The 24526-nt window shown below is 58.4% G+C and carries 18 protein-coding genes and 4 pseudogenes; 14 read left to right on the forward strand and 8 right to left on the reverse strand.

Annotated elements, in window-relative coordinates; all coding sequences use genetic code 11:
* The first annotated feature begins 185 nt into the window (after nucleotides 1-185).
* The 11 genes and pseudogenes from AC0ZT5_RS31595 to ehuA all read left to right on the forward strand — a co-directional run bounded on the left by AC0ZT5_RS31595 (nucleotide 186) and on the right by ehuA (nucleotide 11850).
* Nucleotides 186-1985 carry a ThiF family adenylyltransferase gene (locus AC0ZT5_RS31595; protein WP_488499605.1) on the forward strand — a complete coding sequence of 600 codons (1800 nt, stop codon included), beginning with the start codon at nucleotides 186-188 and terminating at the stop codon, nucleotides 1983-1985.
* On the forward strand, nucleotides 1985-2479 hold the full coding sequence (locus AC0ZT5_RS31600; protein ID WP_488499606.1) for a Mov34/MPN/PAD-1 family protein: 495 nt from the start codon (nucleotides 1985-1987) through the stop codon (nucleotides 2477-2479). The genes AC0ZT5_RS31595 and AC0ZT5_RS31600 overlap by 1 nt, the downstream gene beginning before the upstream one ends.
* Before the next feature lie 911 nt (nucleotides 2480-3390).
* A complete protein-coding gene (locus tag AC0ZT5_RS31605) occupies nucleotides 3391-4797 on the forward strand; it encodes an aminotransferase (RefSeq protein WP_488499607.1) in 1407 nt (468 codons plus the stop codon).
* Between the two features lie 290 nt (nucleotides 4798-5087).
* Nucleotides 5088-5798, forward strand: a pseudogene (locus tag AC0ZT5_RS31610) (helix-turn-helix transcriptional regulator).
* Nucleotides 5799-6520: 722 nt separating this feature from the next.
* Nucleotides 6521-6676 (forward strand): annotated as a pseudogene (locus AC0ZT5_RS31615) (IS21 family transposase); the annotation flags it as partial.
* A gap of 734 nt (nucleotides 6677-7410) precedes the next feature.
* Nucleotides 7411-8211, forward strand: coding sequence for a CmcI family methyltransferase (locus tag AC0ZT5_RS31620; RefSeq protein ID WP_488499608.1), 801 nt, complete (start codon nucleotides 7411-7413; stop codon nucleotides 8209-8211).
* A gap of 172 nt (nucleotides 8212-8383) precedes the next feature.
* A pseudogene (locus tag AC0ZT5_RS31625) lies at nucleotides 8384-8599 on the forward strand (IS6 family transposase); the annotation flags it as partial.
* Between the two features lie 202 nt (nucleotides 8600-8801).
* Entirely contained in the window at nucleotides 8802-9644 is an 843-nt protein-coding gene (gene ehuB, locus AC0ZT5_RS31630) for an ectoine/hydroxyectoine ABC transporter substrate-binding protein EhuB (RefSeq protein WP_488499609.1), read from the forward strand.
* 60 nt (nucleotides 9645-9704) lie between these two features.
* Nucleotides 9705-10370 (forward strand): ectoine/hydroxyectoine ABC transporter permease subunit EhuC, encoded by a 666-nt coding sequence (ehuC, locus tag AC0ZT5_RS31635; protein ID WP_488499610.1) that lies wholly within the window; start codon nucleotides 9705-9707, stop codon nucleotides 10368-10370.
* Nucleotides 10364-11035: an ectoine/hydroxyectoine ABC transporter permease subunit EhuD gene (gene ehuD / locus AC0ZT5_RS31640; protein ID WP_488499611.1), complete on the forward strand. Its 672-nt coding sequence runs from the start codon at nucleotides 10364-10366 to the stop codon at nucleotides 11033-11035. The genes ehuC and ehuD overlap by 7 nt, the downstream gene beginning before the upstream one ends.
* Before the next feature lie 50 nt (nucleotides 11036-11085).
* Nucleotides 11086-11850: an ectoine/hydroxyectoine ABC transporter ATP-binding protein EhuA gene (gene ehuA, locus AC0ZT5_RS31645; RefSeq protein ID WP_488499612.1), complete on the forward strand. Its 765-nt coding sequence runs from the start codon at nucleotides 11086-11088 to the stop codon at nucleotides 11848-11850.
* Nucleotides 11851-12390: 540 nt separating this feature from the next.
* On the opposite strand, the gene tnpC is transcribed toward ehuA, so the two are convergent.
* The 7 genes from tnpC to AC0ZT5_RS31680 form a co-directional block, all read right to left on the reverse strand.
* Entirely contained in the window at nucleotides 12391-13869 is a 1479-nt protein-coding gene (tnpC, locus tag AC0ZT5_RS31650) for an IS66 family transposase (protein WP_488499649.1), read from the reverse strand.
* A 181-nt stretch (nucleotides 13870-14050) separates the two neighbouring features.
* On the reverse strand, nucleotides 14051-16138 hold the full coding sequence (locus AC0ZT5_RS31655; protein WP_488499613.1) for a recombinase family protein: 2088 nt from the start codon (nucleotides 16136-16138) through the stop codon (nucleotides 14051-14053).
* Between the two features lie 3 nt (nucleotides 16139-16141).
* Nucleotides 16142-16468 (reverse strand): hypothetical protein, encoded by a 327-nt coding sequence (locus AC0ZT5_RS31660; protein WP_488499614.1) that lies wholly within the window; start codon nucleotides 16466-16468, stop codon nucleotides 16142-16144.
* Nucleotides 16469-16517: 49 nt separating this feature from the next.
* Nucleotides 16518-16820, reverse strand: a complete 303-nt coding sequence (tnpB, locus tag AC0ZT5_RS31665) for an IS66 family insertion sequence element accessory protein TnpB (protein WP_488499615.1) — start codon at nucleotides 16818-16820, stop codon at nucleotides 16518-16520.
* Nucleotides 16817-17263 carry an IS66-like element accessory protein TnpA gene (gene tnpA, locus AC0ZT5_RS31670; protein ID WP_488499616.1) on the reverse strand — a complete coding sequence of 149 codons (447 nt, stop codon included), beginning with the start codon at nucleotides 17261-17263 and terminating at the stop codon, nucleotides 16817-16819. Before tnpA ends, tnpB begins: the two co-directional genes overlap by 4 nt.
* Nucleotides 17264-17639: 376 nt before the next feature.
* Nucleotides 17640-18482, reverse strand: coding sequence for a sugar phosphate isomerase/epimerase family protein (locus AC0ZT5_RS31675; RefSeq protein WP_488499617.1), 843 nt, complete (start codon nucleotides 18480-18482; stop codon nucleotides 17640-17642).
* A gap of 10 nt (nucleotides 18483-18492) precedes the next feature.
* Nucleotides 18493-19710, reverse strand: a complete 1218-nt coding sequence (locus tag AC0ZT5_RS31680) for an NAD(P)/FAD-dependent oxidoreductase (RefSeq protein WP_488499618.1) — start codon at nucleotides 19708-19710, stop codon at nucleotides 18493-18495.
* 194 nt (nucleotides 19711-19904) lie between these two features.
* Here AC0ZT5_RS31680 and AC0ZT5_RS31685 point away from each other — a divergent pair, with 194 nt between their 5' ends.
* The 3 genes from AC0ZT5_RS31685 to AC0ZT5_RS31695 all read left to right on the forward strand — a co-directional run bounded on the left by AC0ZT5_RS31685 (nucleotide 19905) and on the right by AC0ZT5_RS31695 (nucleotide 22387).
* The gene (locus AC0ZT5_RS31685; protein ID WP_488499619.1) at nucleotides 19905-20918 is read left to right on the forward strand and encodes a sterol desaturase family protein; all 1014 of its coding nucleotides are present in this window, start codon (nucleotides 19905-19907) and stop codon (nucleotides 20916-20918) included.
* An 87-nt stretch (nucleotides 20919-21005) separates the two neighbouring features.
* Complete coding sequence (locus AC0ZT5_RS31690) at nucleotides 21006-21326, forward strand: MocE family 2Fe-2S type ferredoxin (protein WP_488499620.1); 321 nt, start codon at nucleotides 21006-21008, stop codon at nucleotides 21324-21326.
* 398 nt (nucleotides 21327-21724) lie between these two features.
* A complete protein-coding gene (locus AC0ZT5_RS31695; protein ID WP_488499621.1) occupies nucleotides 21725-22387 on the forward strand; it encodes a GntR family transcriptional regulator in 663 nt (220 codons plus the stop codon).
* Between the two features lie 890 nt (nucleotides 22388-23277).
* Here AC0ZT5_RS31695 and AC0ZT5_RS31700 read toward each other — a convergent pair.
* A pseudogene (locus AC0ZT5_RS31700) lies at nucleotides 23278-24312 on the reverse strand (IS110 family RNA-guided transposase).
* Between the last annotated feature and the right edge of the window lie 214 nt (nucleotides 24313-24526).

Here is a 24526-nt window from a genome sequence, read left to right on the forward strand (position 1 = left end):
CTGCGACAAGCTCACACAGATATGGAGGCCAATTATGGCTGGAAGACCCGACGGCCCCGGAAAGGGACCACCAGATAATCCCGGAAAAGGGCCGCCTCACGGAGTGCCTCCTGGTCCGCCTCACGGTGTTCCGCCGGGGCCGCCTGATCCGCCCATTCCTCCGCCGCGCAAGGTCGGATGAGAGGATGCTCGATCCCTGTTCATCCATGACGAGCCCGGCGGGGCCAGTTCCCCGCTGGGAGAAGCGCTATCCGGGGCGGCTGAAATACGAACTCGACGCGCTGCGCGCCGCCGGGATAACCCCCGAGATTGATGAGCTGGCCCTCGCTGCCGGGCGGTTGTCGCTCACATTCGATTGGCCGCTCGATACGGTGATCACCCTTCGATTGCAGGCTGCCTTTCCCGACGCCTACCCGCACTTTCGGCCGCAGGTCTTTCTGCTCGCCGGCCTTGACCCCCCGCCTGCGCGCCACCGCAGCCCTATGGAGGGCAATCTCTGCCTGCTCGGCCGCGACACCCGGCAGTGGACACCGGGCTGGTCGCTTTGCACGTTGCTGGAAAAACAGCTCGCCGACTCCGTGCTTGGCGTCGGTGAGGAAGACCAGCAGGGCGAGCCTGCCGAATACTGGTGGAACAACCTTGGGCGCGATTCCGGATCTTATTGTCTGATCGACAGCGACTGGAATCTCGGGAACACGTCGCATGGCACCCTGCATCTGCGTTACATCCAAGATCACACGGTCAAAGTGCAGGGCGAGAACGGTATAATCCGTAATCCGGTGGTCAGGGCCTATATCGAAGAGGTTCGCGCTGCGGATGGCCAAGTACTTCACCAATGGGCAGGCCCGCTCCCGGTCGATCTGGCCGATGCGGAGAACCGGCTCGAGGTTCCGTGGGTAAGATCAAAAGACACCATCCTGCCCGAACCTCAGTTCGACGCACAGCTGAAAAAGCTCCGCCAAGAGCACCCATGGCTCGAACGTGCCCGGCCGCGAAACTATGGTTCAGGTCTGAAGTTTGACCTCCGCGCGCTTATCTATCCGAGCGAGCTCGCCTTTGGTGAAACGGGTGTCGGCTGGTGCTTCATCATGCGCTTCGGTCATGCCCGCGGCTTTGAGCCGAAGAAGAACAAACCCAAACCGCTGCGTATCACCGCGTTGCCCGTTCTCCGGGCCGGCCCGGACGACATTGGCTGGCGTGTTCCGGCCGTTGCATCCCTCAAAGATAAGCGGATTCTTGTCGTCGGGGTTGGCGCCGTTGGCGCACCGGTGGCGATCGAACTGGTCCGCAACGGATGCCGCAAGCTCGATCTCGTCGATCATGACATTCTAGAGCCCGGAAACACGATCCGTTGGCCGCTGGGTGCAGCCGTATGGGGACAGCGCAAGGCAGACGCGTTGCAGGCTTTTCTCGCTCGTCAGTATCCGGCAACCGAAGTCCGTAGCCATTCGCATTTTATAGGTACCGCGGCGCAGGCTCTGAGCGATCCAGCTGACGACGACATCCTCGACACGCTTATCAGGGACGCCGATCTCGTAATCGATGGCAGCGCTTCGCATGGCGTTACGACGCTGCTGGATGACCGCTGCCGAGGCGCTGCCGTTCCCCTCATAAGCTTGTCCGCCACGCCGACGTTGGAGGGCGGCACCGTTGTCCGGCACGTCCGCGAAAGCGGCTGCCCGAACTGCCTTCTCCACGCATGGCACAAGCACGAGATCGCCCCCCCGCCAGGACAGGACGCCGGTGACGGGGCCCTAATCCAGCCGGCGGGGTGCGATGAGCGCACATTCGCCGGTGCTGACTATGATCTGCAGGAACTTTCACTGCAGGCGGTGAGGCTGGCCATCGATACCCTCTCGGGTAACGCGGTCGAGGGTTCGGTCGTGCAGACACTTAGTTTTGTTGATGACGGACGAGCGCGCTGTCCGCCGCGCTGGCGTGTCGATCCGCTGCCAAAACATCCGGACTGCCGGGGCGAGCATTGATGTTGCCGGATGTCGAGGCCTGGCTTCCTGACACCGTGACTGAGGAATGTGCGGTTGAAGCTGACAACAAGTTCCCATTAGAGACCGGCGGCACTTTCATGGGCTGGTGGTCGAGTCCTGATACGGCCGTCATAACCACCATGATTGGTCCCGGTCCTCGCGCCCTTCACCAGCGCTTCCGGTTCGAGCCGGATCAGCAATGGCAACTTGAGCAGATTGCCGCGCACTATGAGCGTTCGGGGCGCCGCGAGACTTACCTCGGCGATTGGCATAGCCATCCCAGCGCTTCGAGCGGCGCCCTGAGTTGGACCGACCGCGGCGTCCTTCGTCGCGTGATCGCCACGCCGGAAGCCCGCTGCGCAATGCCGCTGATGATGATCCTGTGGGGTTCTTCCGGGACATGGCAAATGACGGCGTGGCGGGCACAATCGGTGCCGCGCGTGGTGCTTTGGGACAAGCTGCAGCTCGATCCGGTGCAGATAAGGGGCTTTTGAAACTCCGCATTTGTAGATCCCTAGCGACGGCGGCTTGGCATCCGCTTCGTTCAGACGATGGTCTCGCGGAGGGCGCGCGAGGAGCGTTCCGCTCGATGTCTCGTGCTGAAGCGGGTTGAAGTCTTCCCTATGGCCACGACCGCCGGCGTGGCGCCGCAGCACCGGCTGTTGGTGACCACCCGCTCCGCCGGGCCTGGCAGACTGTCCCCGGCACAAGCAGCGCGGGCTCATCGAGCAGTTCTTCCGATTGATAAAGACCTCAGGGCTGGAAGATCGAGACAGGCAATCGGGGCAGAGTCTCTGCTGAGGCGACACCGCTGTCGAGCCTTGTCGAGCCCATCCAAATCTCTACGAAAAAAGAATCGGAATCACGTCCCGAGATCGCAAGTCGATCGATGCGAAGACGGGACCTTTGCTGCTCGATAGACTGCGGGCGGCCCTATTCGAGCATGGTTCCTCAGCCGCGCGACGCCGTGATCCGAACGCCTTCATAACCCTGCGAACCTGCTTTGAGAGGGACGGCAATCCTGAATAGCCCACGGCGTGCCGGCACGAGCGTGCGCGTCATCACGCCGCTGGACATTATCTGGTGACACGACGAACACATCGGGGAGTTCTAAAGGGCTGCTGGACGGGCCCTCGGACACGGTTCTCGTAATGCCGTCCACGGAGGAATGCGGTACCGTCGTAAACATCCGCCGCAGAACAGACATGGCGGCGCCCGCACTGTCCGCCTCAAGAAAAGGTAAACTCAAGAAACCTTGGATTTCACCGTGTTCGAGGCCGATTTTCGCGAATTCGTCGGCTAAAGGGGCGCATTCCGGCGAAACCCGAGTGGCGATTACGGTATGCTTGTTTTCAATAAGCGGCTGGGGAGTGTCTTCTGCCTACAGCTGGCGAGGAGAGGAATTATGAGCTTGAGCAATTTGGGGACTGAGGAACTGCGCGAGAAAGATCGAAGCTTTGTCTTTCATCCGTCTACACATTTGGCTAAGCACAGCCGCGGCGAAACCCCAAACCGGATCATGGCCGGTGCAGAAGGTGTGTACATCTGGGATACGGAAGGCCGGAAAAGCCTGGACGGTTTCGGTGGTCTCTATTGCGTCAACATGGGATATGGATGCACGGAGATCGCTGACGCGATTGCCAAGCAAGCGTATGAACTGCCGTTCGCACATGTCTATGCCAGCCAAGGCACTGAACCCGTTGCCCGCTTGGCGGAAGCCGTGGTCGAATATTTCGGACAGAACATGCGAAGGGTGTATTTTGGCCTGTCGGGATCAGACGCAAACGAGACCAACATCAAGCTGGTATGGTACTACAACAACATTCTCGGTCGCCCGGAAAAGAAGAAGATTATCTCTCGAAATCGCGGCTATCATGGCTCCGGGCTCGTAACCGGCAGCCTGACTGGCCTTCCGTTCTTTCATAAATTTTTCGACCTTCCGCTCAATCTGGTGCGTCATACGACAACGCCGCACCACTATCGCCAAGCGCGGGACGGCGAAAGCGAGGAAGCCTTCTCCAAGCGCTGTGCCGATGACCTCGAAGCCTTGGTCCTCGCCGAGGGCCCGGAGACGGTCGCGGCCTTCATCGGGGAGCCGGTACTCGGAACCGGCGGCATCGTTCCGCCTCCCAAGGGGTATTGGGCCGCTATTCAAGCGGTGCTCGACAAATATGACATCTTGCTTATCGCGGATGAGGTCGTCTGCGGCTTTGCGCGGACAGGCGAGAAATTCGGCTCTCACCTCTATGGCATGCGGCCGGACTTCGTCACGATCGCAAAGGGTGTGAGTTCGGCCTATCTGCCCATCTCCGGTTCGATTATTGGCGATCGAGTCTGGTCGGTTTTGGAAGAAGGAACGGAAAAGCACGGTCCGCTGGGCCATGGCTGGACATATTCTGGACACACGCTCTGCGCGGCGGCCGCCCTTGCCAACATTCAAGTCCTTAAGGAAAGAAACATCTTGGAGCATGTCCAGGATGTCGGCCCCTACTGGCTTTCGCGTATGAAAGCGGAACTGGAAGGACATCCTATTGTCGGCGAAGTTCGCGGCGAGGGAATTCTGTCCGCCGTGGAGTTGATGCGAGATCCCAAAGCGCGCGTGCCGTTCGAGCCCGAACTTCAGGTCGGAGCGCGTGCCGCTGCTGCCCTGCTTGAGAATGGTGTCATCGGCCGCGCGATGCCTCATGCGGATATCCTCGGCTATGCGCCACCGCTCATCATCACCAGGGACGAGGTGGACATCATCGTCGACGCGACGGTGAAATCGGTCGAAACCACCTACCGCGCGCTTAAAACTGAGGGCGCAATATGATCCTAGCGGTAGCCGTCACGCCAGCATTGGCGAAGATCACGAGAGCAAAGCCCCATCGGCTCAATAGATGCCGGAGTCGATTTCCGGCCGACAGGTGAGGGTCGGCGATTAACGTTTCTTGTAGCTATGCCGCGGCTGTGCGCATCTCCCTAGATCGCTCTCTTTCCGCGGCACGCCCTGCCGGTTTCCTCCCAACCGGCAGGGCGCCTTGTGTCGGCGTCGCCATGCCGGCGTGTTTGTCTCGTCCCAATCAACGCGATGTCGAAAGGGGGCCAGGGCGAAATTTGGAAATGCAGGAAGTTTTCGAGACATTCCTCGAGCGGCTGTCTGAAAGCGTGGCGACGCCTTCGCGCGTGCAGCGCAGGAATACGATCTTCCTCAATTTGCGTACCTGTCGTTTCCACCAAAAAATCTGGCAAACCAAGGCTGATCTCGAACTATCCGCCCCGCTGGACCGACCATTATGAGCTAAACCGCTATCATACGATCGATCCGGTGATCGTGCAGGCGCAATCTGGCGGCTGCCCGTTTCTTTGGGGGTCTTTGGGGCCAGCCAAACCGAACTTTCAAAGGTCGAGCGCAAGCTCCTCGCCGAGGGGGCCGAATTCGGCATAAGCTGCGGCTTGACGGTTCCGATCGTCGATAAGCGAGGCTGTTTCGCAGCGGTGACTTTCGCATCGGACGAGCCCAGACCAGCCTTTGTGCGCGTCACTCAGCGATACCAGCAGATCTTGCTGTGCATGGCGAGCTGCTTTCACATTTATGCTCGCCGCAAGCTCTTGACCGGTCGGATCGTAGATGGGGTCCAGTTGACGCCTCGGGAATTCGAGTGCCTGCAGTGGGCTGTGAAGGGCAAGTGTGACTGGGCGACAGGCCGCATACTGGGGATCGCGCGCCGCATCGTCACCTTTCACCTCGACAATGTCCGCAAAAAGCTCGGAGTGGAAACAACCAGGCAAGCCATCGCGCTGCTGGGCGAAACGGATTCTTTGCGTTGCTGACCCTTCGAAGTTGGCAGTGCAGCCCACAGCCTGTCTGTTCCCCTGCAGCGCGCTATTCTGGTGGGCGCCATTCTTCGGTGCAGGGCCTGCTTAAAGCGGTGGATGTCCAAACGGACTTGAATGAACAGCTCGCGATCCCTCGTGAGGTATTGTCTCATTTGCAGAGCGACCTAGCCATCGCAATCCAGAGCCCTCAGCTCTTGGCCTCCGTGGCCCACGTTGCTAAAGCTGGGCAATGCTATGAGGTCCGCGTCGCCATGCGCCCAAGCACGACAGTTGCTGGCATCGTGGAACCTCCCTGACTCACAAAATCTTGCGGATCGCGCTGATGCGCAGCTCGCGGACCGCCCCAGACAACGCTGCATTGTCTTAGAGCTGCATGTCTTAGACCAGGAAATCGATAGCATGATGCCCGCCACAGCCCTCACATGCTCCGGATTTTATTTTCATAGCAGACCGCGCCCATCCGAGGGATAAGTACGCACGTAGCCTCACCACAAAAGAATCGTGAGTGAGGTCTGGATCAGCCTTCGTACCCGCGGGTTATCGGCCTTCTTTCCGCAGCCATTGATTTGCCTCGCGCCTTGGTTCGGCAAGTCGGCGCTTATCAGCACTGCCGCGCGTAACCGCTCACGCCTTTGCTCCAGCAGATGCAGGAGATGCTGAGAAGCACCGCCGAGCCATCCACGAGGACACCGGCGATGTCACCGGCACCACGCTCGCCGGGACAGGGATACCGCTCGGCCATGGGCATCCTGTCGCTGGCGCCGCGCTATGGGTCGGAGCGCCTCGATGCCGCCTGCGGCGTTGCTGATCAACGCGATCGCTACTCCTCCGTCACCGCCATCCTCAAAACCGCCTGCCGACGAACCCCACCCTCGACCAGATGCAGGCCCTCGGTCTGGATCGCAAGCTGCGAATGCTCGCACGCCGCTCAGTCGCAGGCCTGCCAGATTCCCATGAATATACCTGGTGCTGGCATTCAGGCTTCAGCCGCGTTCTCCGCCGCCCATCGGCAAGGCCGGCCGGTTCCGACAACCTCGAACGCGGTTGCGCCTCCTGTGGCCTGGTGCCGCGGCGTCATCAATCCGGCGAACTCGACTGGACGGCAGGATCACTAAGCAAGCTGGCAGCGTGGTCCGCGAGTTTCTCTATGAATCAGCCAACTCAATCCTGAGCCGCAGCCGAGAGAGCTTCGCGCTCACGACTTGGCCCTGAAAATCTCAAAGCGCCGCCGCCTGAAGAAAGCCGAAAGGCTTTCGCGCATTGTCTCGCTATCGAATCGGCGAGCGAAAATGTATCCCTCCGATGTGCGCATATACCGAGCGTCTCGATGGTTACATCGCCATCGGGGCATCAGCATGCTCGAGCAGACCTTCGACGTGAGCATGAGAGGCGACCGGCACGGGCTTAAGTCACCAACTCTGTTATTGCACCCATGCCTGATTGATAACGCCAATGTCCGGAATCCGACAAAGCGCGCCGACCATTCCAGCGGGAACGCGGGCAGCTATGCGTTTTTCCACTCCTTAAAGGGCAGGCGCGCTCATTCCGCAGAGTGGCACGCCGATTGCATTGACAAGGGGATAGACGCAAATATGGAGACGGATTTATGAAACTCACTTCCGGGTACAAGGACTTTTGGGACGCCGCCCACAAGTACTACCCCGATCAGATGAGGCCAGGCGGACTTCTTGACCAGGATTGGCGAGATTTTCTTCCTGACTGGCCGGGAATGTTTGACACGATTAGCAACGTCGTGAATGCTGATCATTCTGACCGGTTTGCAAGGCCATCCGATCGAGCATGGGCGTCGTCTATCTTCCCATGGAGTGCTGAGAAGCGCTCCACAAAAGCGGGAGCATTGGCCAAGACTTACAAAGGACTGATACTTCTCAAGACTCCTTTTGATCTTGCTCTGTATCCAAGGCTGATTTGGGAACTCCAGCCGAGGACAATCCTGGAGCTCGGTTCATATCAGGGTGGAAGCGGGCTGTGGCTTGCCGATAACTTGTCTGTGCTGTGTGACAATACCGGCGAAGTTCACTCTTTTGATTTGCACACGAAATGTATACATAAAAATGCAATACAACATCCACTTATTACATTCCATCAAGTCGACCTTTCTGATGTCACGAATTTGGACCGAAACTTACTGATGAGACTGCGTCATCCATGGCTTGTGATCGACGACGCTCACGTAAACATATTTAAATTATTCTTACACATAAACAACTTTATGGAACCAGGGGATTACTATATAATCGAAGATAATCCGACAAACGTAAATAATGAAATTATAGACGGATTCAAGCTAGTAGAGCAGGCAGGTTTTTTAATAGATACGTACTACACCGACGCGTTCGGGGTTAATGTTACTTGTGCCCCAAATGCATGGCTTCGAAAGTCGTAACTTGGCTCGGATAGGAAGCTTCATTGGGCTCGTAACGCAGGCAAGGCCTAACTCGGCCGGAGTTTGGGAGCCCTGCGACAGTGCCATCCACGGGATTGCGCCGTCTGGTGACCGCGGTCAGTTAGGCTATGCAAAGAATTCGTCCGCAGACTTTCGAAAGATCATCTCCTGCATTCACCCCCGTTTTTACCGATCCGTGATCCTGCAGTGCGTTCGCTACCTAGCCTACAACCTCAGCCCGCGTGGAATCACTGCATGGCCCGAGCGTCGACCGTTTACTGTGCATCGTTGGGGCCTGCACTTCTCGCTTGATCTGCTGGAACGATTCAACCGACGCAGGCGAGGCGTCTCTGGAAAGATAGTAGATGAAACCTGGATCGAGGTTCGGACGAATGGACATCACTAGTCGACCAAGTGAACAAGTAGGCGCTCACTCTGATAAGCTAAGCTTTCCCCGCGTGAAGGTCGCGCGGTGCCCCCTCTATGGGCTAGGATAATGGAGATCAGCCCTCCCAAACAGGCCGTTCTACAAAATGGAAAATGCCCACCCACGGGAGCCGTTCAATTACTCCGCAAATGGGAACTGAAACATGAACACGAGATTTGCAAAAATAGCGGCAGGCTTGGCCATCGCTTATGCGGCAATCGCGCCGATCCAAGCAGGAGAACTGTCAGACCGTATCGCCAAGGGCAAATCCATCCGCATCGGCTTTTCCAACGAAGAACCATTCGCTTTTCCCGATAGCAAGAACCGGCCGGCAGGATTCGTCAATGCGATCGCACTGGGCGTGCTTGGACAGATGGGCTACGATAAAGTGGAGACTGTAGTAACAGATTGGGGTGGGCTTATCCCAGGCCTGCAATCTGGCCGCTTTGACATGGCTACTGGCGGTCTTTACATTCTCAAATCAAGGTGTGTAAGTGTCGCATTCTCACGGCCTTTGGCGAAGGTAACGGACGCGCTGATTGTGCCCGCCGGTAATCCAAAAGGACTCAAAAATTACGAGGACATTGCTAAGACGGGTGCCACTATGGTCACTGGAATAGGCTACAGCAACATACAGCAAGCCAAGGAGGCCGGCGTACCGGAGGTGCACATCATGCAAGTGCCGAGTCAGGCAGAGATACTTGCAGCAGTCGAAGCTGGACGCGCCGACGCTGGAGCATCAGGATATCTTTTGTCGCGTTCTGTCGCCGGAAAATCTGGTGGAAAGCTTGAAGTCACTGACCCAGACGCCATGCCGGAATCAACTCAGAACTGGGTGAGCATAGCCTTCCGAGAGTCTGACAAGGATTTCGTGAAGAAATTCAACGAAGGCCTGAATAAATATATTGGAACCCCCGAAATGCTGAAGGCTGTGGAGGCATATGGCTACGACGCAAAGTTGCTGCCGGGCGACAAGGCAGCGGAGTGGGTTTGCACCAACCGCTGACCGTAATGTACGCCTCCTGGGACAGGCTGGGCCTCCCCAGCGCGGAACAGAGGATAGCACATGCCCATCTGGGAATTTCTACAAAAGTATAGTTCTGTTTTGGCGTACGGAACGTGGGTAACTTGCTTGCAATTCGTGCTAGCCGTTCTTGTCGCAGGGTCCGTTGCTCTGGTGATGGGAATCGGAAAGCTTTCCGCCAACCTGCTGATCCACGGAACAAGCATAGTCTACATTGAGCTTTTCCGCGGAACATCACTTCTTGTCCAACTCTATTGGATTTTTTTTGTATCGCCTTTTTTTGGCATTACGCTACCAAATTTCACTGCTGGCTTTATATCCGTGGGACTAAACTACGGGGCATATGGTGCAGAGCTTGTGCGAGGCGCGATCCAAGCAGTACCCCGCGGACAATGGGAGGCGGCTACCGCGTTATCTATGTCGCCGTTCGCAAGAATGCGCCGCATCGTATTGCCCCAGGCGATTGCTATTATGCTACCCCCGTTGGGAAATCTTTTAATTGAGTTGCTCAAGGGCACAGCCCTGGTCTCGCTCATATCGGTGACAGATCTAATGTTCCAGGCCAAGCAAATCAACATCTCGACTAACCTTTCGGCACAAGCCTTCGGGACCGCCCTCATAGTTTACTACCTTTTAGCAAGAGTGCTAATTGCGCCTTCGATGCGTTGGGCGGAGCATGCGGTCGCGCGGAGGTTGGGTCGGTGGTGAACTTCGATTGGAGCTGGACCCTTACCTGGGAGATATTGCCACGACTGCTGTGGGCGACCTCGAATACGCTTCTTGCGGCCGGTGCAGGTTACGCGATTGCACTGGTCGGAGGTCTCATCTTTACGGTGGCACAGCGAGTGGCGTTTGGACCGGTACGTCGGGCTGTACGAGAGTGTGTTGAGTTTATTCGCTCGACGCCGCTTGTTCTACAGTTTTTTTTCTTGTTTTATGTTGCTCCACAATTTGGTATTCAGTTGTCCCCTTGGGGGTCTGGGCTAGTGGTGATAGGACTTCACTACTCTGCGTATTTGTCAGAGGTCTATCGCGGAGGTCTCGAAGCAGTGACACCTGGCCAATGGGCAGCATGCCGCGCGATTAACATGTCGGCGCGTGATACTTACTTGCGAATCATTATTCCACAAGCGCTGGTCCCCGTTCTGCCCAGCATGGGAAACTACCTAGTAGGCATTTTCAAAGATACCCCGATGCTTTCTGCCATCGGCGTGATGGAGCTCATGCATGCCGCAAACTCGATCGGTTCCGAACATTACAGGTATCTTGAGCCCTTTACGCTGATGGGCTTGATTTTTCTTTCTATTTCGCTAGCCGCCGCCGGACTTATAAAGCTATTAGAACGCCGACTTCGAGTGAGGCTGGGTCTGTGACAGCCGACAAGTCTGATTACCCTCTTTGGTTACCTCACACAGACCGGCCCATGGTCAGGTTCATGAATGTCAGTAAGATCTACGGGGACCTCAGCGTTATCGAACAACTCAATTTCGACGTTGCTGAGGGAGAGATGGTTTCAATCATAGGTCCGTCGGGTTCAGGTAAAACCACTGTCTTACGCAGCCTCATGACCCTTGAGACCATAGACGATGGCGTTATCTACGTTGAAGGCAAGCCGTTGACTCACATGGCCAAGGGAGGGGTGCTAGTTCCAGCTGACGCGCGTTACCTTAGACGGATGCGAACCTCTATTGGCATGTGCTTTCAGAGCTTTAACCTGTTCCCTCACATGACCGCCATTCAGAACTGTATGGAGGGCCCCGTGCAGGTTCTTGGTCTTTCAAAACAAGAAGCACGGGAGCGTTCGGAAGAGTTGCTGCATATGGTCGGCGTGATCGACAAAAAGGATCATCATCCATCGCGCCTTTCTGGGGGACAACAGCAGCGCGTCGCAATCGCGCGTGCGTTGGCTATGCGACCAAAGGTGATGCTCCTCGATGAGGTTACCTCCGCCTTGGATCCGGAGGTGATTGGGGAAGTCACAAACGTCATTCGCAAGCTTGTTGCCGAACACAATCTCACCATGCTGATGGTTACCCACCAGATGAGCTTTGCACGCGATATTTCTGACCGTGTCTGCTTCTTCTACGGCGGAAAGATAGAGGAGCAAGGAAGTCCCCGTGAACTTTTTGGAAATCCGCAACGGGAGCGGACGAAGCAATTTTTGTCGGCGGTCAAGGAAGCAGTCTAAGACCCGTATTCCTGGGTGACATTCCGACGGTCAAGCGAATAACTCAGCGGGAGGCTCCGGGACGATGGCAAGGAAGGCGGCATCCAGTGATCAAGACCCCAATCTCCGCCGCTTGGGGCAGAGTTCTGTGTTTCTTTCTCATTTCTGGCACGTTACGAGGTCAAGAGTGAAGCTGATGTCATGCTCATCAAAATCTGAATGGATTCACAAGGAGGGACATGACCTATCATGCACGAGAGGGACTGTAAGGGTTACAAACAGGTGCGGAGGGCTGGCATTGTGGCTCGCAGTTCTTATCGGAACGGGTGCACCAGCTTGGGACAGATCGTCGATTTGTGCCATGCGAGACCAATGTGATCTGGAGTGGTACTCTAAATCGTTGAGCTACTTAGCTCCGCCTCGGGCGTTCAGCCGTGCCACCATAACTGCTAACCGCTTCTCTTTTTTCGGTCCTGCATAAAGCTGCAGCCCAGCGGGTGCCCTGAAACAGCGGCGGCATAATCATCATTGGGGGTTGCGACTTTAGCGTAACCGCTGTTCTCAGGCCACGGCCTTGAGTGGCGCTGGGGCATAGGCCCAGGGCAGCAGGTCGTCGAGCTGGCTTTGCGGATGGCCTGCGACGATGCGGGTGATGACGTCGGCGAGGTAGGCGTACGGGTCGACGCCGTTGAGTTTCGCGGTTTCTACGAGCGAGGCGATGGTCGCCCAGTGCTCGCCACCTCCGTCGGAACCGGCGAAGAGCGCATTCTTCCGATTGAGGGCGATTGGCCTGATCGAGCGTTCGACGACATTGGAGTCGATCTCGACGCGGCCGTCGTCGAGGAAGCGACCAAGTCCGGCCCAGCGCGAGAGCGGGTAGCGGATTGCTTCGGCGAGCTTGCTCTTCTGGCTGACCAGGGCGAGCTTCTCGCGCAGCCATGGCTGGAGGGTATCGATGACGGGGCGGCTTCTCTCCCGGCGGGCGGTGCGCCGCTCTTCGGGCGAGCGTCCCCGTATCTCGCTCTCGATCTTGTAGAGCTCGGCGATGCGCTGGAGCGCCTCCGTGGCGATCGGCGCAGGCCCGGACTGGGCCAGTTCGTAGAAGCGTCGACGGACATGCGCCCAGCAGAACGCCAGGCTCACGGCATTGCGCTCGGCCAACGCCCGGTATCCGGCGTAGCCGTCGACTTGCAGGATTCCGACGAAGCCCTGAAGGTGCCGCAGTGGCTGTTCGGCCTTGCGGTCGGGTGCATAGAGATAGGCGACGCCAGGTGGAGCGATCCCGCCCCAGGGGCGATCGTCGCGAGCATAAGCGAACAGCTGGCCCGTCTTGGTGCGGCCGCGTCCGGGATCGAGCACCGGCGCCGTGGTCTCGTCGGCGAAGAGCTTGCCGGAGGCCTTCAGCCGCTCGAACAGCCGCTCGTGGATCGGCCGGAGCAGGAAGGCTGCCTTGCCGACCCAGTCGGCGAGCGTCGATCGATCCAGGTTCACGCCTTGGCGAGCATAGATCTGCGCCTGGCGATACAGCGGAAGGTGGTCGGCGTACTTGCCGACCAGAACATGGGCGACGGTCGCCTCGGTCGGGATGCCGCCTTCGACGAGCCGCGATGGAGCCGCCGCTTGCACAACGACCTCCTCGCAGCTCCGGCAGGCGTATTTCGGCCGGCACGTGACGATTACACGGAACTGGGCCGGCACGATGTCGAGGCGCTCGGAGCGATCCTCGCCCATGACGTGCAGCATGCCCTTGCAACACGGGCAGATCTTGTCGGGAATGTCGATGACCTGCTCGATACGCGGCAGGTCCGCGGGCAGTGCACCGCGGTTGGTGCGGCGCTTGCTGGCGCGAGCCTCGCGCTTGGCAGGGTCGGCGGCGTCCTCCGCGGCGAAGCCCTCCGCCTCGACCTGCTCGGCCTCTTCCAGGCCCAGCAGCAGCTGCTCGACGGGCAGGCTCTCTGCCCTGCGGCCGAAACGGTGGCGCTGCAGTTCCTTGATGATCTGGCGCAGCCGCTCGTTCTCGGCGCGCTCCGCCGCGAGCATCGCCTGAAGCGCGATCGGATCGTTGGTCTGAGGCTCGGCCGAGTTGCTCACAAGGCCGATTCAATCATGCATTCCAATGCTTTGCCAGCGTCTCTAGCCGCCCATGGAATCAACTTGCCGCGATCGGCGCGCGCGTCTCGCGGGCGTCATGCACGCGCCGCCAATCCAACCCTTCCAGCGACTAGCCATAACGATACCCCTCTTCATGAGGCTGATCTTCCCTGAGTTCGATGTGATCGATTCCGTCGTGTTCGCGCAGCTTGCGCACAGCCTGCATGGCGGCTTCGTCGTCGGGAAAGAGATAGCGACCGGCGGGATCATAGGACGTCAGAAGGCGGCCGCGACGAAGTTGGGTGTAAATCCACTTCGGCGGGATGCGCAGTCGCGCAGCCAACTCCATGACGGAAAGCCGTCCTTCGAGCTTGGGCCAGCGGGTGCGCTGCCGCGCCGTTCTGATGCGATGGCGAAGACGGACGCTCTGGACCGTGCTTGGGGACACTTCATCGACGCGCCGTGGCGAGCGATGGCCTTCAGCTGTGAGGATGCGGGCGATCTCATCATCATACACGCCCTTGGAAGCCAGCTCGCAGATCCGCCGTTCCATCTCCTGTTGGCGAGGCAACGCGGCAACTGCATTGACGGGCATGAGGACGGTGAGCTCGGTCGTTGCGCCACCGCGCCATACGATACGCACCTCGGCCCGGTCACGGGCACTGCGGCGCATGACGACCTTGTCGATCAGGCAGCGCAGCAGCGCCTTGCGGTGGGCGCACGGCGTCGCTGGATCGGCCCAGATCGCAGGTAGTCGTCCTCCCAAGACTACGACCTTTGCCTGTAAACGGCGATCGATGCCGGCTGGCTCGGGCAGTGAAGTGGCAGTCTTGCGCTGCAGCGCCTCTTCGGCCTCCCTCAGTTCCAGGAGCGTTGCTTCCCAGCGCCGCTCCAACTCGGCGGCCACGAGCCGGTTATCCGGATCGACCCGGTTGAACTGCCGCTCGGCGAGAGACGCTTGGTAACGCAGGCGCTGAACCTGCTGTTCTTGGGCGTGGCACAGAGCCTCGTCCGCGCGACGGCGCATCTTGTGCGCCCTTGCCAGCGCCTCGATCTCGGCTGGCGCGACCGCTTCGAGGAAAGCGGTCGCGACCTGGCGGTCGATCGGCGCGGCCGGCAAGCGCTGACACTCCGGCACGCCATGCTGTTGGCGCAGATGATTGCAGGCGTACTGGCCGCCGCCTTTGTAGCGCACGAACATCTTGTGCCCGCATTCTCCGCACCAGGTGATGCCGTGCAGCAGGGCGGCGCCATCGCGCGGAATCCCGCGGCCTTTGATGCGCAGATAGTCGTTCCGGTTGTCGCGCAGGATGGCCTGTACCTTCTCGAAGGTCTCCCAGCTTACATAGGCGGGATACTTGTCCTTCACGACAATCCTCCATTCCGGCATCGGCCTCGGCGTCTTCTGCGGGTGCCCGGACGCGCCCGGTGGCCGAAGGCGCTTGCGGCCGTAGACGAACGCTCCGGCATAGGCCGGATTCTTCAACATGTCGGTCACCGCCGGAATCGTCGGCCGCCTCCAACATACCTCGCCATGCCGATCGCGTCGCGGCAGCGAGAGGTTGCCGGCGTGCAAAGCCCGCATCACCCGCACGGCGGTGCGCAGAGAAAGAAAGCTGTCGAAGACCAGGCTGATGCGATCCTGCACCTCTTGATCCGGATCCTTGGTGACGACACCGCTGGCATCGCGCACGAAGCCCGCCGGCAAAGGCTGCGCCAACTCTCCGCGTTCAGCCTTGGCGAGCAGGCCAGCCGTTAGCCGCCCACGGATAGTGTGCAATTCCAGTTCCGAGATCGTCCCCTTCAGGCCAAGCAGAAGCCGGCCGTTGGGCGTGCCGGGATCGTAAATGCCGTCCCTGTCCGCGATCAGGCAGCCACGGTGACCGCAGACATCAAGAAGCGGATACCAATCCGAGCAATTGCGGGCCAGCCGCGTCACCTCGATCGACAGAATGAGGCCGACTTCCCCAAGAGTGACGCGCGCGACCAAATCCTTGAAGCCCTGCCGGTAAGTCGCGGTGGCACCGCTCAGGCCGAGATCGGCATCGATGACGTCGATATCGGCTTCATGCCACCCGAGGTCGCGGGCACGCTGGCGGAGCGCGTATTGCAGCCGCAGGCTTTCCTGGTTGCTGATCACCTGATGCGGGCTCGACTGGCGAATGTAGACGACCGCCTTGCGTTCCCGGTGGCCCTTGGTGATGAGATCCGAGTTCATCGCTCACCTTCCCGAGCACCGCGGCGAGATCGTCGACGACCGCCCGCCGGAGCGCGGACGGCAGCGTGCGCCAGATGTCTCGGGGCTCGACAGGCATGCGCCCTCGCTTGCCTCGGCCACCGCCACCAACTCTTCCAATGCTTCAACGCTGAGCTTCGTGCGCATTGTGCGCGGCTCTTCGAACGCTCCGATATCCGTGACACTCAAAGGCAACAGCAGCGTGAGGCCGAATCGCCACTCCACGCGCACGATGCGGGCAGTGCACGACTCGCGTATGACAGAGACAACCCGAAAGCGTCGCCGATAAAGGGGATGGGTCGGTTCGACCACCTCGACCTCCCTCGGCAGGGGCACATCAGCGTCAGTATCAGGGGTATTCCTACGTCCCCTCGAGGAGCGCCTGCAATTGCGCCGCCGACAACCTCACCACGCCATCGGTGATGGCAGGCCAGCAGAACTTCCCGTCCTCCAGACGCTTCGCCAGCAGGCACACGCCGGTGCCGTCGAAGTACACCAGCTTGACCCGGTCGGCGCGCTTGGCCCTGAAGACGTAGACCGTGCCAGAGAACGGATCGGCGCCCATCGTCTCGCGAACCAGCGCCGCCAGGCCTTCGGCCCCCTTGCGGAAGTCCACCGGCTTCGTCGCGACCATCACCTTGACCGCACCCGTCGGCCCGATCACGACGGCGCCTTCAGCGCACGGATCACCGCCGCCACCGTCCTGGCGTCGGCGCCACGACCGACCCGCATGGCGACGCCGTCAATCTCCAGCTCGATCATGCCGGCTTCTCGCACGGCCTTCCGCTTCCGTGTCGATCTCGCGCGCTTCCCCGCCGGTTCGGGCTCCGATGCCGCGACCACTGCTGGAACAAACAATGGCTCCGGTGCCGGCGCATTCTCCAACGGCACCCGCGCGGACCGGCGCCAGGCGAACAGCTGCTGCGGGGACAATGCATATCGCCGGGCCACCGCGCTCACGGTCTCGCCGGCATCGTAGCTTTCCGCCACGATCCGCGCCTTCTCCTCTGGCAACCATTCGCGCCGCCGTCCAGAACCTGTGAATATCTCAAGCCGTCGAACCGGCTCCTCGTCCCTGGACTTAAGCGTAAGCTCTGAAATCGTCATGTGTCGAAGCCCTCAAAGGCTCCGAGCATCGCGGCTCATGACCACGTGCGAAAGGTGGTGCCGCAACAGCGCTCACACTTTAGCGAAGGCCAAATCAAGGGTGAGCGCCAGAGCTTCACGACTCACTGCGTCACTGCGAGATCGCATTTCCCTTGTTGAGTATGCGCCGGGTACGCCGACAATGGTGCGCCATCACCGGATCACACATTCGCCCGCGAAGGGCGGCGGACCGGTATGACTGGCAATTCGAAGGTTGTTAGATGCGTTGCGACAGACGCGCAGCGCGCACCAGGTGCCTCCGATGCTCGAGGGCAGTTCCTATGTTAGCGCTTTTATTCAACCGGTGCGCTTGGCGGTAAGAACTGGCCAATGAAGATTATGCCTCACTTTGCGAAGTCTTTTGCCAAACCTGGGCGATATGCCGTTTCAAAACAAGGGCTTCCTCCCAGCGGTCGATCGTGTCTTCGCCGTCTGGCCCCGTAATGGCGTAAGGCTTCGGGCCTAGCTCACATGTAAAAGCCAAGGTGTCGTCTGCACCCGCCCGTTTCCGCCAGCTTCTGAACCCGTACTCCCACCACGAAAGGAACTGATCCACCCAAAGTTTGTGCTGCGGGTAAGTGATTTCAATCTGTATCTGCTCACGTGTCGCCACCCGGCCGTGGAAGGCCCAAGAATTGTCCAGGATGCGATGGATTTCTTCATGATGTTCATCCGCAATGGGCCACGGGAATTCGCGACCGACGACAAAGTGCGAAATGTCGGCTAACAGCCTGAGATCCGGAAAACAGTCGAGCAGATCCAGAGTGAAGTAAAGATCCGTGGTCATGCGGTCACGATGGGTCTCGATATAGACTTGGACGCCGCCCTCGTCGGCGAGCCGACGCCATCCTTCGAGCAACGGCACACACTCCTGGATACGTCGCGGACGGACATCCGGTTGAAGATCGATATGATGGACGCCAAATTCCACGGCGTTCGCCAGAACCGGCTTGAGGTCATCAATCGTCCGAGGGAAGCACTGGCCTTCAGCTTGCATTCCCTTGGCTTTCAGGAGATTTGCTAAGCGCCCGACGAACTTGCGGTCGCGCCAGTCTGCACTGACTCCGTCAAAGCCAGCCTCAGCAATTTTTTCGACGTTCTGCTCGAGGGTATGCTCAGGATAGTGGTCGCTGCGAAGCTCCATAGCCCACATCGATTGAAAAATCAGAATACCTTGCATGTCATCCCCCTTACGCCGGTTGCGCCTGAAGCAGTTCCCGAAGGTCGAAAGCTTTCCGGACTGCCTCGGGGGTTGGCGACACGCCTCGCTGGAGCAGGGCTGAGCCTACGCGCACTGCCTTGGCGACGGGGCCGAGGGAACCATAACCGCTGACTGCGGCCAGCGTCCCCTGAGTGTCATAATGGAAGGCAGCCTGCGCCCCCGCGCCGAGCAGACGAACAGTAATCCTTTGATCTGGTGAGGGCAGTCCCGCCGCCTGAAAGACTTTGTCGAATTGATCCGACCACATCCACGGCACCGCGTGATAGACTGTTTCAATGCCTAGCATGTTCTTGGCGACGACATCCCCCTGATCTTCGGCGTTTTTCCAGCACTCCAGGCGAAGCGCACGCGCCATGCCTGCGCGACGCATGCAACTTGCGTCGCCAGCCGCGAAGATCGACGGGTCACACGTACGCAAATACTCGTCGACGACCACCCCGTTGTCCACCTCAAGGCCGCTTGCCTCTGCTAGGGTCGTTTCCGGCGTCACGCCAATTGCTATTAGGAGCACGTCACACGCAATATTTTCTCCGGATTCCAAGTGTACCCCGGTGACACGATCCTCGCCAAGTATGCTTTCGACAGCCGAGCCGACCCGGATCGCCACGCCTGCCGCCTCGTGATCCTTGTGGACCTCAGTGCTGATTTCCGCCGGCGCGACTCTCGCTAGCAAACGATCAGCGGACTCAATGACCGTCACCTTGCAGTTGCGGCGCACGGCCGAAGCCGCGACCTCCAGGCCGATCAATCCGCCGCCGATTATGACCAGAGTTGCGCCCGAAACCAAAGCCTCGGAAAGTCTCTCTGAGTCCGCCGCCGACCTCAGAGTCATGATGCCATCCATGGCTTTCCCGAACCTGCGCGGCTGGGCGCCGGTGGCGAGGAGCAGCCGTTCATAAAGGAGTTCGCCGCCGTCGGACAGCCTAACCGCACGCCGCTCGCGGTCGATCCCAGTCGCCCGCACTTGCCGGTGATGGTTGAGTTTCTGATCCTGGAACCATGCCTCTGCCAGCAGCGGGATGTCTAGAGTACATTTATCGCCCATCAGTACAGCTTTAGAAATCGGCGGGCGTTCATAGGGCGCCCGATCTTCTCCGTTCAGAAGATGGATTTGGCCTGTCCAGCCGTAGCTACGCAAGGACCGGGCAGCTCTGCAACCCGCGTGGCCGGCGCCGATGATGACCATAGCTTGTTCCAAGACGCTCCTCCGAAAAACTGAACGGCACTCCCTTGTCAGCGCTACCTATACACAGCTTTCAATTTCCTCAGCAAGATGCCCCGCATTAATCGCATAAAAAAGGCTAGGATTTGACAATGCACGGTAAGCTGTATACACCATTGCCGGCACGGCGCGCGACAGCGGCTTGCATGGAGAAGGTTATGGACGATAAGCTTTACGGGACCCGGGACAAACGTGGCCAATGGACCCCTAATGAACGGCCACGCCGCGGCCCTTTGTTCACATGGCCAATGCAACCAAGGAAGCTGTTCCTATGGATGTTCGGTTTCCCGGGCTACCTCTGGCCTTGGAATACGCTCATCCTGGCGATCTCGCTTGCGACTTGGGCATACCTAACCCCCGCTTTGGACGTGACCCGTCACTTTAGCATTGGCTGGGTGCTAACTATTTTGTTACGAAACGCAGTCTTGGCCGGTCTTGTTTATGGCGTCCTGCACGCAATCCTTTACATTCAACGTCGACAGGGCACCAGTTTCAAATATAATGCAAAGTGGCCCGACGCTGACAATCCCGTGTTTCTATTCGGAAGCCAAACGGCCGAAAATATCTTCTGGACGATGTTTAGTGGTGTTCCTATTTGGACAGCATACGAAGCGCTATCATGGTGGATGTACGCTAATGGGTACGTAGAACAGGTTAATGTCCGACAACACCCGATCTACTTTACCTGCATGCTCCTGGCCGCGCCCGCCTGGTCGTCGATGCATTTCTACTTCATTCACCGTTTGATCCATGTCGAGCCGCTTTATCGCCTCATACATAAGGTTCATCACAACAACGTCAACCCGGGACCGTGGTCAGGCCTGTCCATGCATACGTTGGAGCATATCCTGTATTTTTCAGTTGTGTTGGGCTACTTTATTGTGCCGTCTCATCCAATGAACGTAATGTTCTGCCTAATGGTGCAAGCCCTGCTTCCGGCACTAGCTCATCTTGGTTTCGGTAAGATCCTGACGGAAGGTGAAAAGCATCTCGACTACGACGGGTACTATCACTACCTCCATCACAGATATTTTGAGGTAAACTATGGCGACACGTTGATCCCATTCGATGATTGGTTTGGTACAATGCACGATGGATCTCCAGGGGCAGATGAGGCCATGTACAAGCGGGTAAAGACGAAAAAGTTCAACCGTGGCAACGCAAAGATATAGAGGTCGCTTTTGCAACGGAGCTGGCTATCAAGCGAGAGCGCCATCTCTAAAGGGTTCCCCTCATCAGCCATATCTAGAGGAAGAGAAATGACGAACGCGGGACAGTGGGTGCAGGCTTGTGCCTCGGACGCGTTAGCGCCTGAAGAAGCCGTGAGGTTCGATCACTGCGGGCGCTCGTTCGCAATTATAAGATCTCCAGATGGAAACTTCTTCGCAATCGATGGACACTGTAGTCACGAGAAGGTCCATCTTGCTGACGGCATCGTGGACGGTAACATCATTGAATGCCCTAAGCATTTTGGAACCTTTGACTACCGTACCGGCGAGGCGCTAGTCTTACCTGCTTGCGTCGATCTCAATCGTTACGAAGTTAAAATCGACTCGGGTGTTGTGCTCATTAAAATTTGAATGAAATCTCAACAACGAATATCCAGATCCTGCTGGGAAAAGACAAAACGAATGGGTCCCAACCGGGGCTTCGGAGTGAAGTGCAGTTCCAGAAGACTGGTCTCGTGGCCGGCACTGGGACGGGGATGGTGAGGGTAGATTTCGGAACGTGCATGCTTATCTGAGATCGGCTGCTAGTTCCGTAATGCCAATCGAGCTATCAGCCAACCCGTCGAACTGTCTCAAGACGAAACTATAGTTTGGTCGGATGACGCTATTCAGCGGCACGTCATTTGATCCCGCCGTTAACGCGGGAATAGCATCTTAAGCCTGGACGCTCCGTTCTTCAGTTCACAAGGTTGGGGCTGGTCAGATGCTCTTCGAAGACCGCGCCGTCACATGATCATGGAGTTTGCAACTTGAGCAAAGACGACCAGTCAAAAAGGGTAAGCGCGATCGCGATTCACGACTTGTTGAGAGACCGCATCTGCCTTCTTGAGTATGTGCCCAGTACGATGCTTCGAGAGAATGATATTGCCGTTGAGTTTGGTGTAAGTAGGACACCGGTTCGTGAAGCGTTCCAGCGGTTGTCGATTGAGGGGCTAGTTGAAGTCAGGAATGGCGTTGGCACTTTCGTCACAACCCTTGATTCCGTGCAACTGCGTGAGCTTATCGATCTCAGAATCGAAATGGCGCTGCTTTTTGGTCGCATCGGAACGCGTGATGCCACCCCCGCAGATGTAGCTGTTCTAGAAGCGTTGCTTCACCAGTGTGATCAATTGGCGGACAATTGCGATGTGAGCGGGCATTGGCGAATAAATCATATGCTGCACTTCGCCGTCGGAGATTTTATATGGAACAAGAGTTTCCTCGATATATGGAACAACCTCTACTTCAGGATAGCTGGATCGTGGTACGGTATGTCTCGTGACCTAGGGACAGACACGGTTGGATTGCTAAAAATGGAAATTTCAGAGCTGTTGGTAGCTGTTCGGGATAATGACATAGAGGATATCGGTTATATTAAACGAAAATATATCAAGATTTATTGGAAAAAGATTTTCGCAGAGCGTGAACAGTAACACTGTGATGGATTGCATAATTCGCTTGTAGTCCAATTATTTCGTTTCTTGCGGTAAATTGGCGGACGAAATGCTTCATCCAAATTCGCTTATAGTCCAATTATTGCGTTTCTTGCGGTAAATTGGCGGACGAAATGCTTCATCCAATACGCCTCACCAAGGAGGGACCACGAGCAACGGAGCTTGCCCCGAAGGCCCGCGGCTTCGATTAAAATAGGCTTGACACGGGGCAATGTGCTGCCAATCGTCGAGGCTGGTCGGGCTGTGCTTGTTGACATATGAACTCGATGGCAAGGTGTGGCAGGAGCCGACGGCGGGCCATACCCCGGGGGCACGCAGCCGTCAGCCTGATCTGGCGGCGTAGGGGCAGTGTTTGCGGCGCATTGGCCGATGCAATGCATATACCCCAACTGGAGCTTTCGGTACGACACCGACTCTGACCAGGCACGTCGGACGCGGTGGGCATTCCTCGAGGGTTGCTCCTCTATTCGGCGTGTTGAAGTCAAGCGCTTCTCGAGCTTTCCGCTTCGCCAGCATCCGAGGTCTTTCGCGGGGTCTTGCTTCTCTGGGATCGGCGCTCGGCCGTCGCCTTGATGGGATCAGAAGAATGAGGCGGAACAATCTCGGACGCGTCCTGATCTTTGTGATGCGACCGGTACTGCAACCTCGCGAACTACTCTTTCCACCGGCTGGTGGAACCTTATCGCGTGATCCTTGTCACGCTGGCTGTGCGATCATGTTTCGTCTTCGTGTTCGACCGTCCCCGACCTGGTTTCGGTTCGGCCGGCGCGCACAGTGGCCGGTCAAGGGTGGCCGAAGGTCAGCGCGCCGCGTCTTGCCCTTGACGGGCCACTGTGCGCGCCGGCAGGCTGCAATGGTCGGGCGCACGATCAGGCGGCCTTCGGCATGATGTCTTGTCGCGTCCAGCGGAACTCTGTGCCGTCGCGCCCATGCGATGCATGATCACCGCCAGCCGGCGAGCCAATGCGACAATTGCCTTCTGTCGGCCGAGCCCCCTGGCGACGTTCATCGCCCACCCCCTCGGCCACGACCATTTCGTCACGCGCGTTAGCAGCGTCTGCGCGGCTTGGTAAAGCAGCGTTCGCATCATGCCGTCGCCGCAGCGGGGATATCCGGCCGATGCGGCGGCTTTCGCCCGCCTAATGGAGCACCGGCGTCAGTCCCAAGATCGGTCCGACCGCCTTGGAATTGCGGAAGCAGGCCGGAATGTCGATGGTCGCCGTATAGGCCAGCGCCACCACCGGACCGACGCCCGGTATCGTCGTCAGCCGCCGGCAGACCGCATCGTCGCGGACGATGGCAAGCAGCTTGCGGTGAAGCGCTGCAAACGTCTCGCGAAGCTTGCTGCGCGCCTCGAGCAGCGGTTCGACGATTTCGGCGAGATCGGGCATGCCTTCGGTGAGCTCGCGGATGCGGTGCTCGAACTTGACGGCGCCGATCATCCGAACCTTGAGACCGAAGTAGCGCAACAGCCCGCGGATGTCGTTTTCGATTGCGATCGCCTTATCCTGCAGGAGCTTGGCGCCATCAGCAGGGCCCGGCGCTTCTGGGCTTTTCAATGTCTTGTCATGGACCGGGCGAAACAGGTTGCCCCGCATCATCTGGGCAATGCCACGGGCGTCAATGCGGTCGGATTTGTTCGGCTGCGCCTCCAGGAAGGCCTTGGTGTGGCGGGTTTCGATGCATACCACCGGCAGGCCGGCTCCAGCCAGGCCGGTGAACAGCCATTGCGACAACGGCCCGGCTTCGAGCCCGATCCGCTCAGAGGTCCAGGCAAAATCCGAGAGCATCCGCACAAGATCCTCGGGATGGCTCTCCACTTTTGTCTCCCGGCAGATCTTGCCGGTTTCATCGACGATGCAAATCGCGGTCTCTTTTACCGCGAGTATGGTCCAAGGCGCCATGCGTGCTCCGTCCGGGTCGAAACCCATAGGAGACATGCCAAAACCGCGCCTTGAATATCGGCTCCAGAAGTGTTTTGACCGCGCCTTGAACGACGCGATCCTTGATCGTGGGAATACCCAGGGGCCGGAATTGCCCCGGTTTACCGGCCTTGGGGATGAGCTTGCGCCGCGCAGGCGGGTCGATATGCGCGGGAGCGCAATTCGCCTGAAGCCC

It is taken from the genome of Mesorhizobium sp. CNPSo 4670 (assembly GCF_057784235.1).